This is a genomic window from Streptomyces virginiae (genome assembly GCF_041432505.1).
Lineage (GTDB): Bacteria > Actinomycetota > Actinomycetes > Streptomycetales > Streptomycetaceae > Streptomyces > Streptomyces virginiae_A.
In genome coordinates this window covers 699,726-714,450 of the sequence record NZ_CP107871.1, presented here as the reverse complement: position 1 = coordinate 714,450, position 14,725 = coordinate 699,726, and the positions used below count along the sequence as shown (strand labels likewise).

Below are 14,725 nucleotides of genomic sequence, written 5' to 3'. Positions count from 1 at the left end.
GTGCGGCGGTGTGGCGGTGTGGCGCGAAAACGATCACGCTCGCCCGCGCCGCCGCCCGCGATCCCTATGCTGACGCCATGCTCGACATACCCCTTTCAGCGCTGGAAGTCGCGATGGTGCAAACGGGCACCCGAGCCGTCGACACCCTGCGGGACACCACGGCCTTCGCCCAAGGACTGGAGGACCTCGGCTACCACCGCCTCTGGTACGCGGAGCATCATCACTCTCCCGCGATCGGCGCGTTCCCACCGGTCGTCCTGACGGCGCACGCGGCCGCGTCGACCTCCGCCATCCGGCTCGGTTCGGGTGGAGTGCTGGCGCCCAACCACGCGCCCCTCGCGCTGGCGGAGCAGTTCGGCACGCTGGCCGCCCTGCACGAGGACCGTATCGACCTGGGCATCGGCCGTGGCCCCGGCACCTTCGACGACGCCACCGCGCGGGCGCTGCGCCGCGGCGCCGGCCCGGCGACGGATGCCGAGTACCGGGACGACGTGGCCGCGATCCTGTCGTTCCTGGTGGACGAGGTGGCACTGGGCCCGCTGCCGGAACCGTGGCTGCTGGCCTCCAGCCCCGCGGGGGCCGCGCTCGCCGCGGCACTCGGCCTGCCGGTCGCGGTCGCCCACCACATCCGGCCGGACAACACGGCTGCGGTTCTGGAGCGCTATCGGTCGGCCTTCTCCCCGTCCCGCTGGTGCGAGCGGCCCCGCGTGCTGCTGTGCGTGGAGGCGGTGTGCGCGGAGACGGAGGAGGAAGCCGTACGGCGTGCGGGACCGATGAACGTCGTGAAGGCCGGCCTCCTGAAGGGGGAGAGCCGGCTGCCCTTCCCCACCCCCGAGCAGGCGGCCGACCACCCCTTCACGGAGCAGGAACGGCACGCCCTGGCCGGCTTCCGTGCCCAGCAGGCCGTCGGCGCGCCGGAGACCGTCGTGAAGCGGCTCGCGCACCTGGCCACCGAGACGGGGGCGGACGAGCTGATGCTGGCCACGCCCGTGTACGACCTAGCCGACCGCATCGCCTCGTACGCGCTCATCGGAAAGCACTGGGCAGCGGCGACGGCACGGTAGGGGTGCGCCACCGGCGCCACCGCCGTGGCGAGGGCCCGTGACACTGCTCACAGGCGACCCGGCGCCACGGAGGTGGCCACAGCCGTTGGCGCTCCGAGGTTGTCGCCCTCCCGCGGAGGAGCCCGTGTGCACTGAGCCACACAAAACGGGCCATTCGGTCGAAGGGTTGCTCCGAACGGATGACCTAGCCTGGACCGACCAGTGTGATCCGGGGGCTGAGGGCAAAGGAAAAGCACGTCCATGCGCATCACCACCACTTCCGCACGTCGTCGTCGACGGGCGGGGTACGGGGCCGCGGCCACCCTTCTCGGCCTCCTGGCGGCAGCCGGCACTCCCGCTCACGCCGCCACGGACGGCTCGGTGGACCGCGCACCGGACGGACCCCCCGTCGGCAACTCCGCACCGGCCGGTCCGGCGGGTGCCGCCCGGGGCGCCGCTCAGGAAGCCGCCCGGAGCGCCACCCACGGCGGCACCGGGGTCCCGTCGGCGATATCCAGGCTGGCGCAGGGCGCGGGCCGCCAGGTCGCGATCACCATCGACGACGGCCCGGACCCCCGCTGGACGCCCCAGGTCCTGGAGACGCTGCGCAAGCACCACGTCAAGGCCACCTTCTGCATGATCGGTACCAAGGCGCAGAAGTACCCGGAGCTGGTGCGTGCGGTCGCCGCCGACGGACACCAGCTGTGTGATCACTCCGTCGACCACGACGTCACGATGGACCACAAGCCCGTCGCCTACCAGCGGCAGCAGATCCTCGACGGCAAGGCCATGATCGAGAAGGCCGTGCCCGGGGTCCCCGTCACGTACTACCGGGCGCCGGGCGGAGCCTTCACCCCCGACAGCCGCGCGATCGCCGCCGCGAGCGGGATGCGGCCGCTGGGCTGGAGCGTCGACCCCAAGGACTGGAGCCGGCCGGGCCTGAAGGCCATCCTCTCCACCGTGGAGGGCAAGCTCCCGCAGCAGCCGACGGTCCTCTTCCACGACGGGGGCGGCGACCGCAGCGAGACCGTTGCCGCGCTGAAGGAGTACCTGCCCTGGCTCACCGAGCAGGGCTACAGCTTCTCCTTCCCGGCCCGCACCACCCCGTAGACCGGTTCCCCCTCTAGGTGGGGAGGCGGAATCCGTTGAAGAGATCGTCCATGCCGCGCAGGGCCAGCCGGTCCGGGGTGGCACGGACCACGAGATCGCGGACAGTCGCCACGACCGGATTGCGGAGGACTCCCAGACGTCCGATGCGGCGGGCACGCAGGCGCACGGCGTCGGTGCGGGCGTGGCGAGCTGCGGTGTACGCGGCGAGGGCGGCCGGAACGGCCGAATCGGCGCCGTCCCCGCCATCCGCGCCGGCTCCGCGTTCTCCGGTCGGCAGCAGCCGGGCGAGGACCACCGCGTCCTCGATGGCCTGGCAACCGCCCTGGCCGAGGTTGGGCGCCATGGCGTGGGCCGCGTCGCCCAGCCAGGCGATCCGGCCGTGGTGCAGGCGCGGGAGCGGGGCGGCCAGATCGTAGAGATCGTTCCGCAGGACATCGGCAGGGTCGAGCCGCCCGACCCGGTCCAGCAGGGCCGGAATGGGCGCGTGCCATGAACCGAAGCGCTGCCGCAGTTCCGTGCGCGGGTCCGCGAAGCGGGTGTCCGGCGGGACGACCGCGGTGGCGTAGAGGTAGGAGCGGCCGTCCACGAGCGGGGTCACCCCGAACCGCTTCCCCCGCCCCCATGTCTCGCTCATGGCCCGTATGCGCAGGTCCGGCGCCTCCACGAGGGTCCGCCAGGCGGTCTCACCGATGTAATGCAGTCCGGGATGCGCGGGAAAGTGCGCGCGGCGCAACGGACTGTGGATGCCGTCGGCGGCGACGACCAGATCGGCGGGAAGGTCGGGGCCCGTCGCCGTGCGAACGATCGGGCGGCGGCCCTCGGCATCGTCGACGCCGGTCACCTCGGTGCCGTGACGAAGGGCCGAGGCCGGCAGAGCGGCGGAGAGCGTGGCGGTGAGGGCCGGGCGCGCGACGGCGAGGGGTGCCATCCCGTATCGGGCCGTCATGTCGGCCGTGCCCGCACGGGTGAGCCACCGGCCGTCCGGGCGCCGCACGCCCATCGTCTCGGGAATGGCGTCGCCGATCGCCCGGGAGACGTCGACGCCGATCGAGCCGAGGGCGCGCAGGGCGTTGGGGGCGAGGCCGATGCCGGCGCCGGTGACGGGGGGTTCGGGGGCGCGTTCGCAGACGGTGACGTCCCAGCCCCGGCGGTGCAGCGCGACGGCGGTCGTGAGGCCGCCGATCCCGGCTCCGACCACCACCGCGTGACGGTTCGTCATGGCCAACCTCTCCGTTCGGGGCCCCCACCATAGAACGGCCGCGTCGGGCAACGGACGCCTGTCCCGTCACACGTGGCCGTCAGGAGCGTGAGGGTCGTGAGGGTCGTGAGGGGGGTCCGGCCGTTCGTCGGGGGAGGTCGGCGTGGCCGGAGGCCGGCCCGTCCGGGGAGGCCTCATGACGGACCTTGGCCGAGGGTCGGCCCAGGGCGACCCCGCCCAGTGCCAGCGCCAGGCCGCACAGCTGTCGCCCCGTCAGTACCTCCCCGGCGATCGCCGTCCCGAGCAGTACACCCGTGACCGGGTTGAGCAGCCCCAGCAGGCCCACCGTCCCGGCGGGCAGGCGGCGAAGCCCGGCGAACCAGGCGACGAAGGCCAGTGCGGTGGCGACCAGGCCGACGTAGCAGAACGCGAGGAAGACCGAGGGGGACATCGGCGGCGGCGCGCCCTCGACGGCCACCGCGACCGGCAGCAGGAGCAGGCCCCCGGCGGTGAGCTGCCAAGCGGTCGAGGCGAGCACACCGGCGTCGGCGGTACGGGTGTTCCACCGTTTGGCCAGGATGTGGCCGAAGGACGACACCAGGACCGCCGCGGCCGAGGCAAGGACGCCCGGCACACTGATCCCGCCCGCGCCGCCGAGCAGCATGAGGCTCACCCCGCCCAGCCCGATCACGGCGCCCGCCAGATGGGCGGCGCCGGGCCGTTCGGCCACCAGGGCCCAGGCGGCGAGCATCATGATCAAGGGGGAGACGGCCATCACGGTCGAGGCCACGCTCGTCGGCAGCAGCTGGGAGGCGACGAAGACGAGGACGAAGAACACGCTCACATTGAGCAGCCCGAGGACGGCGGACCGCCCCCACCACACGCCGCGCGGCCGCCGGCGGCACAACGCCAGCAGGACCAGGCCGGCCGGCAGCGCTCGTAGGGCGGCCCCGTACAGCGGGTGGTCCGCCGGCAGGAACGCGTGGGTGACGAAGTAGTTGGCTCCCCAGGCGATCGGCGCCACAGCGGTCAGTGCCACCCAGCGCGTGTTTGCTTCCATGGAAGGTATTGTAGCTTCCATGGAAGCAAATGATGCGGCGGGAGACCCCGGAGCACCGCCGGACCGTGTGGACCGGGTGGCCCGGATCCAGGCCGACTGGCGCCGCGAAAGGCCTGACCTGGACGTCGACCCACAGGGCGTGATCGGCCGACTGCACCGCCTCGCCGACCGGCTCGGCGCGGAACTCCGCCTCGTCTACGACCGCTACGGCCTCGGTGAAGGCGAGTTCGACGTCCTGTGCGCACTGCGCCGGGCGGGCGAGCCCTTCGAGCGGGCGCCGGGCGAGCTCGCCGCGCACACCATGGTCACCACCGGTGCGATGACGAAGCGGATCGACCGCCTGGAACGGTCCGGGCTCGTCACTCGGCGGCGCTCCGGCGACGACCAGCGCGGCCGGATCGTCGCCCTCACCTCCGCCGGGCGCGACCTCGTCGACCGGGCGTTCACCGACCACATGCGCAACGAACGCCGCCTGCTGGACCTCGTGACACCGGAGGAGGCCGCGGCGCTGGAGGAGCTGCTCGCCACCTGGCTCTCCCGCCTGGAGGACTGAGGCGGGGGAGCGACGCGGCCCGGCCGGGACGCCTCCGGCACCCGCCTGGCTCGACCCTCGACTCGACGTGGAGAATGCCACGGTATGAACTCTCAGTCACCGTGGCGTCCTTCGGGTGGAGTGCTCCGCGCCGTGCGGGCGTACCCGCGCCGCGCGCCGTTGACCCTCGCCTATGTCTGCCTGCTCCTGGTCGGCCACGTCTGGGTCGAACAGTGGTTGTCCGTCGACCGGGCGGCCGACGTGCTGGGCCACCTCAGTACCAACCTGGACAACCTGCGGGACCATCCGGTGTCCGCGCTGCTCGGCAGCGTGCTGTTCTTCGACGGCACGCTCACGGACGTCGCTTCGACCGACTTCGTGGGTACCTTCATCACCTTGGGCCTCGGCGTCTGCTGCTTCCTGGCCTGGGTGGAGCACCGATGGGGCAAGCGCCGCGCCATAGCCGTCTTCCTCGGGGGGCATGTCGTGGCCACCCTGCTCACCGCTGCCGTCATCGTCGTCGCGCTGCGGCAGGGTTGGTATCCGGCGGAGGTGCGGCAGTCCTTGGACTACGGGGTCAGCTACGGAGCCCAGACCGTACTGGCGGTCGGTACGCTCGCCCTGCCGCGCCGCGGCCGCCTTCCTTGGGCCGTCTTCGTCCTCGCATGGCCGCTCGGCGGCGCCGACTGGTCCGCGCCGTTGCCGGACTTCACCACGATCGGCCATGTCGTGGCGGCGGTTCTCGGCTTCGGACTGTTGGCCGTCCCGGCCTTCCGGCGGCAACGGGTCCGTGCCATCGCGCCGTTGTCCACCGCGACGAGCGACGCCGGCCCGGACCGGGGCGCCGCCGGAGCGGTGGAAGGGGGATCTTCGGAAGGAGCCGCCCGGCGGCGTTGAGGTCGAAGCCGGACGGCGGCCGGCGTTCGACAGGGCCGACACCCGCGAGAGGCACGCGGTGAGTGGCTGTGCCCCCGCGGCCGAAGCAGCTTGCGGTTAATCCTTTGCCCAGGAGCCGATGGACCGGCTACGTTCTCCCAGCCGTCCATGTCGATCCGGACCGGCACCGTCGACGAGGAGGTGTGGAGCACATGCGCAGGAGTGCACAGCAGTTGAGCCCGCGTACCGACCTTTGCCACCTCCTCATGACGGAGACACCTTGTCGTTTCGCATCACCCCACTGACCGACCCCGCTCACGGGGCGCACAGCCGACGCCTTGCCTGGCTGGCCTCCGACGCCGATGACAACCCTGTCGGGACGGCCTTTCTGCGCCTGTTCGACGGCGGACAAGCGCACCTGGGCGAACTGACCCTCCACGTTCATCCCGTGGAGCGCCGCACGGGCGTCGGCTCCCGGCTGCTGGACACGGCCGTGGCCGCCGCCCGGGACAACAACCGACGCTGCGTCGTGGCGCAGGCCGGGGCCGGATCGCCCGGCGACCACTTCCTGCCGGCCCGCGGCTTCCGCAGGGTCCTCACCCTGAGGTACTCCCGCCTGCCCCTGGCCGAGGTGGACATCCCCTGCCTGGCAGAGATCATCGAGCGTCCTCATACCGGCTACCGGCTGACAGCCTGGCAGGGAACCGTCCCCGATGATCTCGCCCAGACCTTCGCCGACTCACGTCGCGCCATGGATGACATGCCCATGGAGGACAGCGACCATGGCACCACCACCTGGGACGTGGACCGGGTCCGGGCCGCGGCGAAAGCCGTCGAACAGCGCGGTGACCACCTGCACACCGTCGTCGCCATCGACACCTCCGACGGCTCGATCGCCGGGTTCACCGAACTCGTCGTGCCCGGCGGCGGTACAGGTGATGCCCAGCACTACGGCACCGGCGTGCTGCCCGAGCACCGCGGACACGGCCTCGGCCGCTGGATGAAGGCCGAGTCGATCCGCCGAGCCCACGGGCACTACCCGGACCTCGACGGCCTCCTGACCGACACCGCCGACAGCAACACGCACATGAGACACATCAGCGACAGCCTCGGCTACCTGCCCACGCACACGACACGGCAGTATCAGCTCGACCTGTAAGGACGAGCGGACGGGCCGGACCGGGGCATCACCTCGTCCGGCCCGTCGGCGCCGTCACCACACGCCCTAGGACCGGATGGCCCGCCCGCACTCGTCCTCGGCGGGGCCGCCCTGCGCGACGGGTGCGGTGCGGTCGTACGGGTCGACCTCCTTGCCTGCCTCGTCCGCCCGGCGCTCCTTGCCGAAGGGCGGCGTGAGGTAGCCCGTGGGAGCGCCGCAACCGCCGTTGGTCATGTCGTACTTGTACGAGACGATCGAGAACGTGCCCGGCTCCGTCGTCACCTTGTCGGGGTCGTCCCAGCTCAGGACCAACTCACGCCGGACGATCGTGCGGACGATCTCGTCGTCGCCGCCTCCGTCCGCGCGGGTGACCGGGTAGACGAAGGTGACGTCGGCGGTCACCTGGAGCGCGCCGTGCTCGCCCTCCCGGTAGGTGAGTCCGCCCTGGGTCTTCACGACGTCGCCGACCAACTGGGTGCGGGCGGGCTGGAAGCGGCTGAAGAGGAGAAGCGGGTCGTTCTTCTCGCCCGGGGTCTGGAAAGCCGTCTTCAGGAGGTCCTGGACGTCCTTCTGGTGCGGGTTGATCAGCGCGATCGCCTTCTCCGGGCGCTCACCCCGCAGTACCCCGCGGTCGAGGCCCGACGTGACGACGAAGTCCCGGCTGCGGGCGAGGGCTTGCTCGACCTGGGCCGTGCTCATCCAGCCGACCGCCTCGGCCGCGGGGACGCTGATCCCCTCCGCCCCGTTCGCCCAGTTCGCCGCCGGAGAGCCGCGGAACGGCTCGTCCACGGTGGGGCGTCGGCCCGCGGCCGCCGGGGCTTCGTGGTCGTCGCCGGCGAACAGGTCCACGACCCGCCCCGGCACGAACGCCACCACCAGCAGGGCCAACGAGGCCAGCAGCCCGACCAGGTACCAGCCCGTGCGTCGCTTGGGCCGCGCGGGCGTGTAACTGCGCCAGCCCTCCGGACTGTCGCCGGGCTGCGTACGCAGCCGCCGTGCCACGTCGCGGGCCCGCGCCGAGGGCTCCTTGGGAGCGTCGGCGGCACCCGCCACCGACTCGCGCAGAAACCGCTCCCACTCCTCGTCGGACCTGGACGAACCGTCCGGCTCCGTACCCGCACCCATCCCCAACCCCCTGGCACATCAGTCGAACGCGCGCCCACCCCACGGACGCGCGTTCGCATAATGACACAGGGCACTGACGGTCGATCGGATCGGGCGGACGGGGTGGGCGTGTCGCCGCCCTTCCCGACCGGCCGGACGGGTCAGGACAGGATCTCGATGTACCCGTCGGTTCCGTGCACGCGGATCCGCTGCCCGTCCCGGATCAGCGAGGTGGCCCGCTCCACGCCCACCACGGCCGGCAGGCCGTACTCCCGGGCGATCACCGCGCCATGGGTCATCAGGCCGCCCACCTCCGTGACCAGGCCGGCGATTCCGACGAACAGCGGTGACCAGCTGGGGTCGGTGAAGGTCGTGACCAGGATGTCGCCCGCTTCGAGATCGGCCTCCGCCATGTCGAGGACGACACGAGCCCTCCCCTCCACGGTCCCGGCGGAGACCGGCAGGCCGATCAGGGCGCCGACCGGCGCGTCCTCGCGCCGATACGCCCCGCTCAGGGCCTCACCGTCCGAGGTGAGCACCCGGGGCGGCGTGAGCTCGTGGTAGGAGCGGAACGCCTCCTTGCGACGTTGGATCAGCCCGTCGTCCACCCGGTTCGTCCGCACGACGTCACGGAGTTCCTGGAACGTCAGGTAGAAGCAGTCCTCCCGCTCGGGAAGCACACCAGCCCGCACGAGACGTTCGGCTTCCTTCAACAGGGCCTGCTTGTAGACGAAGTAGCGGCCGACGATGCCGTACTTCGGGTACTCCCGGTATCCGATGAAGGTTCTGACCCGTTCGATCATCCGCCGGGTCTCGTCGGCTTTCCGATCCCCGTCCGGCAGGGCACGCAGGCGCGACAGTACGTCCTGCTCCTTCTTCTGCGCCTTCAGCCGTCCTTCCTCGAAGCGCCGCTCGGCGGCGCCCGGTTCGAAGATCCTGACGTTGTCCAGGAGTACGGGTACCAGCGTGGCGGGGCGTTCGCGCCAACGCGGCCTCGTGATGTCGATCTCCCCGACGCAGCGCATGCCGTACCGGTCGAGGTAGGCCTCGATGGCGTTGCGCGCCTCGCTGCCGCCCGCGACCTTCGCCAACTCCTCCAGGAAGTCGTCGCCCTCGGCCTCCCGCAGGAACGCCACCACCTCCGGTAGCGGGCGGACGACGTCCGCGACGTCGAGCAGCGCCAGCCCCATCTCCGACGTGACGTTGTCGGGAGCGGACAGAGTCAGCGTGTCGGCCGCGTTCTTCTCGCCCAGCCACTCCTGCAACGTGTCGTTGAGCCACCAGGTGGCCTCCATGCCCGCCATGATCGCCTGCATGCTCAGCGGATCGCCGAGCACCCGCTTGTGCTCCTCGAAGGCCTCCAGCAGGAAGTCGAACAGCTCCGGTCCGGTCTTCGTCCGGATGTCGCGCTCCAGAGCGGCGATGGACGCCCGGCTGCGCTCGATCAGTTCGGTGACGATGGCCGGATCGGTCGCGATCGGGGCGGGCGCGGCGCCGGCCGGTGTCCCTGCCGGCGGCCCGCCGGGACCCGCGTCCGGGAGCGCGGGGACGAAGTCCTCCCGCTCGAGGACGGTCTCCAGAGCGTCCCTGACCAACGGATCGCCCTTCCCCAGGGCGTCGAGGAGACCGGCGCGGCTCGCGGGCGAGGCCAGGCGCCGGGTGACGTCGACGAACAGCCTCCCGCCGGCCTCGTGCATCGGCACCATGGCCGTCAGCTGCCACATGGAGTACCCCAAGGGCTTCATGGGGTCGGTCATCATCTGCCCGTGGCCGACGGAGACGTAGACGTGGTTCTCCTCGTCGCCCGCCTCCGGGATGGGGAACAGCGTCGTGATCGGCCGGCTCTGAACGATCCGGAAGTCGCCGTCGACCAGACACCATTCGATGTCCTGCGGGCGGCCGAAGTGCGCTTCGATCCGCCGCCCCAGCGCTGCGAGGCTCACGGCCTGAGCATCCGTCAGCGCGGGCTGCTCCTGCTGCCGGGCGTCGACCGCCACCTCACGCGTACCACCGGCCGGTAGAGCGTGAACGGCACGCTCCTTGGCGGCGATCGCCCTGGCGACGACCTCGCCGTCGCGCACCCGGAACACGTCCGGGTTCACCAGGCCGGAGACCAGGGCCTCGCCGAGGCCGAAGCCCGCGTCCACGGTGGCGACCTTGCGGTCGCCGGTGACGGGGTCGGCCGTGAACAGGATGCCGGACGCCTGCGGGAAGACCATCCGCTGCACGACCACGGCCATGAGGACCGTACGGTGGTCGATGCCACCGCGTCGGCGGTAGGTCACGGCCCGCTCGGTGAACAGCGAGGCCCAACACCGGCTGATGTGCCGGAGGATGGCCGCCGGCCCCACGACGTTCAGGTAGGTGTCCTGCTGGCCGGCGAAGGAGGCCGTCGGCAGGTCCTCCGCCGTCGCGCTGGACCGGACGGCGTAGGCGGCCTGCTCACCGAACCGGGCGAGCGCGCCGGTGATCGCGGTGGCGACATCGTCCGGGACGACGACCTCCTCGATGGTCCGGCGGATCCGCTCGCTGAGCGTCCGGACCGCCTGCCGGTCGTCGGGGTCCACGCGCGACAACCGATCGAGCTGGTCGTCGATCGACGGCGCTAGCGCCATGATCCGGCGGAAGGCGTCCGTCGTCACGCAGAAGCCGTCCGGTACGTGGACGCCGTCGATCCGCGACAGTGCGCCGAGGTGCGCGCCCTTGCCGCCGACGACCGCGACCCGCGTCGGGTCGACCTGTCGCAGGTCCCTCACGTACTGCTCGATCACTGCGATACCTCCGTGGTGGCGGTGTTCCGTCGTCCTGTGGCGGCCGATCGCACCACCGGCCCCTCCCGTTCTGTCGAAGCTCTTGTCGAGCACGTATTCATCCTTGGTCCGACGTCACCGCGTCCCTCACGCGTCGACAGCGACACACGCACGTCGTAGCCCCATTTCCGCAGGTTGTGGCCTCGGCCGATGATTCTCCGCCGTGCCCCGGGGCTTGTGGCAAGCCCCCCCATGCGCTATAGCTTGAGAGTGGCGGGAGGGAGTAACTCCTGCCCGGGCGACGGGACCTCGGCCCGTTCGTGGTGCCGGCCTTCATCTGCGCGGCGTACCGGCTCGCCTTCGTCGCGGCCCGGTCCACCGGAGCCGCCCTCGCCCTGGCCCTGACCGCGGCCGTCCACGCCCGCCCCGCCCTACGCCGACAGCACCCGCCCCCTGGGACGACGCTGCCGCCGCGTCCGCGCAGGCTCCGTTCCATCCTCCGAAGAGTGCCGTCGTGCCGTAGGCGACGCCCCGCCGAGGGCAGCGGCAGCCTGTCGACCATGGCCACGGTCCGCCGGCGCGGGCCGTACGCGATCTGATCGCTCTGCCGGGTGTCTACCGGCCGCAGGCGGATACGGCACTACTGGCGCGGGCGCTCGTCCAGGAGGACCTCGGCCCGGCCTCCGAGGTGCTGGAGATCGGCATGGGCACGGGCGAGCCGGCCCTGCGGTCCGCGGACACGGGTGCGCACGTCACGGCCGTCGACGTCTCCTGGCTCGCCGTGCTCACCGGTCGCCTGAACGCGCCGCGCCGCCGGATTCCCCTGCGCGTGGTGCACGGTGACTTCGCCGGGCGTGCCGCCGACCACCGCTACGACCTGGTCGTATCGAATCCGGATCTGCGGGGGAGCACCCCGCCTCCTGCACCCCGGGGGCGTCCTGCTCAAGGGCACTCCGGTCGGTGCGGGGCGGAGCAGACCGTCCGAAGGCCGGCCGGAGAGGGCCTGGCGGCGGAGGTGACGGCAAGGGCGTCCGTGCCGTGGGGGCCCGTACTGCGTGCGCGGCGGGACCGGCTGGAGCGGCAGGGCCGGGTGGCCGAGGCCGAGCAGTGGGAAGAACTGGTGGTGATCCGTGCCCGGTACCCGTGACGGAGGCCCCGCCACCACGCCGTGCGGGGCCTCCCGCCCAGGAGCGGGCCCGCCGGGTGTCGGTGGACCCGCAGGGCCCGGTCCTGGTGCGACACCAGCCACCGCCGACGCGAGCGAGCCGGCTCACCCCCCTCCCCACCCCACGACGACAAGGACGCGTGAGGGCCCCCACCGGCCGCCTCGCAGCGGCTCCCACCCCCCGAGTCGGCGTCGGAGCGAGCCACCGGCCCCGGCTCGTCGACGGGCGCGGAGCACTGTCCGAGGGCGTCACCCGGGCCCTGCGGTCGGGCGGCCCACCGGCGCACGCCACCGACGCCGTACGGAACGCCGACCCCTTCGGGGAGGGCCTCCAGCTCGCCCTCCACCTCCTCTACGAGCTGCACCACCGCGGCTTCGACGGCGTCGACGACGCCCGGGAATGGGATCCGGACCTGCTGCGGCTGCGCGGGGCCATGGAGGACCACCTCCTGCCCCGTCCTGCGCTGCGAACTGTCGGACGCACCACGGTCGGTCGAGGCGGCCATGGTGGCCATCGAGTACGACGAGTTCGGCGCCGGCCGCGCCGGCCGCGTCCCCACGCGGCTCTTCGCGGACCTCATGGCCGACCTCGGCCTGCACCGGGAGTTGCGGGGGGTCCTCGTCTGCCACTTCGCGTGCGTGGAGGTCACGTCCGCGCACACCACATCCGAGAGAACTGGGACCACGGCCGCAGCGCACTGCGCACCCCGTTGCGGCCGCAGGCGTGACGGCGCTCCGCGAGGAGCCCGCCCGTGGTCGGAGGCAGCGACCGACCGACCGGCCCACGCCGGCGTGGACCTCCGGTACCGCCCGCTACGCCACCGAACCGAGCGTGGCGGCGAGGGCTGCGACGGCCAGGGGGACGGTGGCGTGGACGTCCGGCGCGGGCGCTCCGGCATCCGTCCCGAGGGTGCGACGGGCTTGCGCGCAGGAGGTGACCACGGCAGCCGCCGTGCCCGCCTCGCGGCACATGCGGTCCGCCCTGACGACGATGCTCATGGCCGCCGGACTCAGTGCGGCGTCGGACAGTTCGAGCACCACGGGCGTGGACCGGTGGGCTGCCAGGAGGCCGTCGATCGTCCACGTCGTCGCGGCCCGACGGCCGATGTCGAGGTCGGCTTGCAGTCGGACGATCAGTACTCCGTCGTCGGTCACCTTGATGGGCAGCACGGACACTCCTTCGCTACACGAACCGCAACTGTTTGTGTACCGGCCACGTGCCCTGACCGTGCGGTTGCATGCGCACGAACGGCCGAACGTGCGGAAGACGCCCGCCGGGGCGGTCGGCGGACCGCCTGCGGCTATCAGGTCCGGTCGTCCTCCTCGTCCGCCCTGCCCACCCGCTCGGCGTCCGCCGCCGGCTGCGCCCCGGTGCCCGTGCGGGACGGGACTCCGGGCCGTCTTCCGTGCTCGTCCGCGGTGCCACCTTCGTGCGGCAACCGAGGCCGCCGTACCTGCGGCCGCTCGTCGTTCTCGCCCACGGCGCTCATGTGCGCACCTCCTCCGTACCGGCCTGGGGGTGTCGTGCTCCCTCTCCCGTACGCCTACCCGGCCACGCACGGTCGAGACACGCGCGGAGCGCGCCCTGGCCGGGCCGGGCCCTGCGGCCGGCGGCTCCCGCGGGGAGCTCCGCCGTACGCTCGCGGGATGACCGACAACGACATCAAGCTGAAGGCCATCGCGGCACTGACCGGGGTGCGGAGCGGGATCGGCGCGGACTACGTCTCCTCGCTGCTCGGCGAGGTGACACCGGCGGAGTTCCTGGTGCCGGCGGAAGCCGATGCGGCAGAGGTCGGGTCCGCCGTACTGGATCAGCTGTCCGGCCCGCTCAGCGCCCTGATCAGCGGCTTCGTGCTCGCTTTCGAGGCGGTCGCGGACGCCTTCGACCAAACGGGGTCACAGGCGTCGGCACAGGAGATCCTGCAGGACCTCGCCCTGCGCCTCGCGAGCGAATCCGACTGATCCGGCGTGCTCGCCGGGCCATCGCGGGCAGGAGGACAGGGGGTCCGAGAAGGACTGGATGCCGCTGATCCGCGTGATCGTCGTACGTTGGGGAGGGGCAGGAGTGCAGGCGGTGCTTCCGACGGCTACCGCGACGAGAGGGACGAGCAGGAGGACGGATCATGAGCGAGACCAGTGCCCGCGGCGACGACGTCTACCAGCCTCAGCCGGAGGACGAGCCCTCCGAACTGCAGCCCGACATGGACGACAGCCTCGGCGAGCCCGGCATGGACGCCGTGCTCGACCAGGGATACTCGCCGCCCGAGCGGCCCTACACGAGGCATGGGGACGACACCACGGGTGAAGCGCAACGCCGGGGGGAGAGCCTCGACGAGCGCCTCGCCAGGGAAGAGCCCGACGGGGAACCCACGGCGGGGGACGGCATCGGGGACCTGGTGGACGGCGAGGGCGAGCCCATGGACGCGCAGGCGTGCGGCCCGCGCGCCGGACGGCTGGCCGCGGCCACCGCCTCGCCCCACGGGAACTCCGTCCTCGCGCGCGACGTGGGGATCGACGCGGGCGCGGCCTCGGCCGAGGAAGCCGCCATGCATCTCATCGAGGAACCCGAGGAAGAGACGGCCTAGAGGGAGGGCGGTGGCGAACTCCTGCGCATGGGAGAACGACGACGGGGCAGACGGCCTGTCGGAACCGAGGTCGTTGCCGGCCGGGCCGAACAGCCCGATCCGCGACCCGGGCTCCACTGTGACAGCGAACCGCCGATGTTCAC

The 14,725-nt window shown here is 72.3% G+C and carries 15 protein-coding genes and 1 pseudogene; 10 read left to right on the top strand and 6 right to left on the bottom strand.

The window, feature by feature from the left end; all coding sequences use genetic code 11:
- The first annotated feature begins 77 nt into the window (after nt 1–77).
- Together OG624_RS03385 and OG624_RS03380 are read left to right on the top strand one after the other, a co-directional pair.
- Nucleotides 78–1,064 (top strand): MsnO8 family LLM class oxidoreductase, encoded by a 987-nt coding sequence (locus OG624_RS03385; protein ID WP_266355501.1) that lies wholly within the window; start codon nt 78–80, stop codon nt 1,062–1,064.
- Nucleotides 1,065–1,304: 240 nt separating this feature from the next.
- Nucleotides 1,305–2,153, top strand: coding sequence for a polysaccharide deacetylase family protein (locus OG624_RS03380; protein ID WP_266446612.1), 849 nt, complete (start codon nt 1,305–1,307; stop codon nt 2,151–2,153).
- Nucleotides 2,154–2,166: 13 nt separating this feature from the next.
- Here the strand turns inward: OG624_RS03380 and OG624_RS03375 are convergent, their stop codons facing one another.
- Complete coding sequence (locus OG624_RS03375; RefSeq protein WP_326747177.1) at nt 2,167–3,372, bottom strand: FAD-dependent oxidoreductase; 1,206 nt, start codon at nt 3,370–3,372, stop codon at nt 2,167–2,169.
- A 79-nt stretch (nt 3,373–3,451) separates the two neighbouring features.
- Entirely contained in the window at nt 3,452–4,411 is a 960-nt protein-coding gene (locus OG624_RS03370; protein ID WP_371639042.1) for an EamA family transporter, read from the bottom strand.
- A gap of 19 nt (nt 4,412–4,430) precedes the next feature.
- On the opposite strand from OG624_RS03370, the gene OG624_RS03365 reads away from it, so the two are divergent.
- From OG624_RS03365 to OG624_RS03355, 3 genes are all read left to right on the top strand, one after another.
- Nucleotides 4,431–4,964 (top strand): MarR family winged helix-turn-helix transcriptional regulator, encoded by a 534-nt coding sequence (locus tag OG624_RS03365; protein ID WP_051763335.1) that lies wholly within the window; start codon nt 4,431–4,433, stop codon nt 4,962–4,964.
- Nucleotides 4,965–5,048: 84 nt separating this feature from the next.
- Entirely contained in the window at nt 5,049–5,840 is a 792-nt protein-coding gene (locus OG624_RS03360) for a rhomboid-like protein (RefSeq protein WP_208869360.1), read from the top strand.
- A 259-nt stretch (nt 5,841–6,099) separates the two neighbouring features.
- Nucleotides 6,100–6,978 carry a GNAT family N-acetyltransferase gene (locus tag OG624_RS03355; protein WP_371639041.1) on the top strand — a complete coding sequence of 293 codons (879 nt, stop codon included), beginning with the start codon at nt 6,100–6,102 and terminating at the stop codon, nt 6,976–6,978.
- Between the two features lie 66 nt (nt 6,979–7,044).
- Here the strand turns inward: OG624_RS03355 and OG624_RS03350 are convergent, their stop codons facing one another.
- Both OG624_RS03350 and rph read right to left on the bottom strand, forming a co-directional pair.
- Nucleotides 7,045–8,103 carry a hypothetical protein gene (locus tag OG624_RS03350; protein WP_371587152.1) on the bottom strand — a complete coding sequence of 353 codons (1,059 nt, stop codon included), beginning with the start codon at nt 8,101–8,103 and terminating at the stop codon, nt 7,045–7,047.
- A 140-nt stretch (nt 8,104–8,243) separates the two neighbouring features.
- On the bottom strand, nt 8,244–10,853 hold the full coding sequence (gene rph, locus OG624_RS03345) for a rifamycin-inactivating phosphotransferase (protein ID WP_371640826.1): 2,610 nt from the start codon (nt 10,851–10,853) through the stop codon (nt 8,244–8,246).
- 299 nt (nt 10,854–11,152) lie between these two features.
- On the opposite strand from rph, the gene OG624_RS03340 reads away from it, so the two are divergent.
- The 3 genes and pseudogenes from OG624_RS03340 to OG624_RS03330 all read left to right on the top strand — a co-directional run.
- On the top strand, nt 11,153–11,431 hold the full coding sequence (locus tag OG624_RS03340) for a hypothetical protein (RefSeq protein ID WP_371639040.1): 279 nt from the start codon (nt 11,153–11,155) through the stop codon (nt 11,429–11,431).
- Entirely contained in the window at nt 11,428–11,979 is a 552-nt protein-coding gene (locus OG624_RS03335; protein WP_371640825.1) for a methyltransferase, read from the top strand. Before OG624_RS03340 ends, OG624_RS03335 begins: the two co-directional genes overlap by 4 nt.
- Before the next feature lie 254 nt (nt 11,980–12,233).
- Nucleotides 12,234–12,654: pseudogene (locus OG624_RS03330) on the top strand (iron-containing redox enzyme family protein); the annotation flags it as partial.
- Nucleotides 12,655–12,810: 156 nt separating this feature from the next.
- Here the strand turns inward: OG624_RS03330 and OG624_RS03325 are convergent.
- Nucleotides 12,811–13,167, bottom strand: coding sequence for an anti-sigma factor antagonist (locus OG624_RS03325; protein ID WP_051763333.1), 357 nt, complete (start codon nt 13,165–13,167; stop codon nt 12,811–12,813).
- 134 nt (nt 13,168–13,301) lie between these two features.
- A complete protein-coding gene (locus OG624_RS03320) occupies nt 13,302–13,487 on the bottom strand; it encodes a hypothetical protein (protein ID WP_033221221.1) in 186 nt (61 codons plus the stop codon).
- Nucleotides 13,488–13,644: 157 nt separating this feature from the next.
- On the opposite strand from OG624_RS03320, the gene OG624_RS03315 reads away from it, so the two are divergent.
- Together OG624_RS03315 and OG624_RS03310 are read left to right on the top strand one after the other, a co-directional pair.
- Complete coding sequence (locus tag OG624_RS03315) at nt 13,645–13,959, top strand: hypothetical protein (RefSeq protein WP_033221219.1); 315 nt, start codon at nt 13,645–13,647, stop codon at nt 13,957–13,959.
- A 161-nt stretch (nt 13,960–14,120) separates the two neighbouring features.
- Nucleotides 14,121–14,582, top strand: coding sequence for a DUF5709 domain-containing protein (locus tag OG624_RS03310; protein WP_033221217.1), 462 nt, complete (start codon nt 14,121–14,123; stop codon nt 14,580–14,582).
- Nucleotides 14,583–14,725 lie beyond the last annotated feature (143 nt).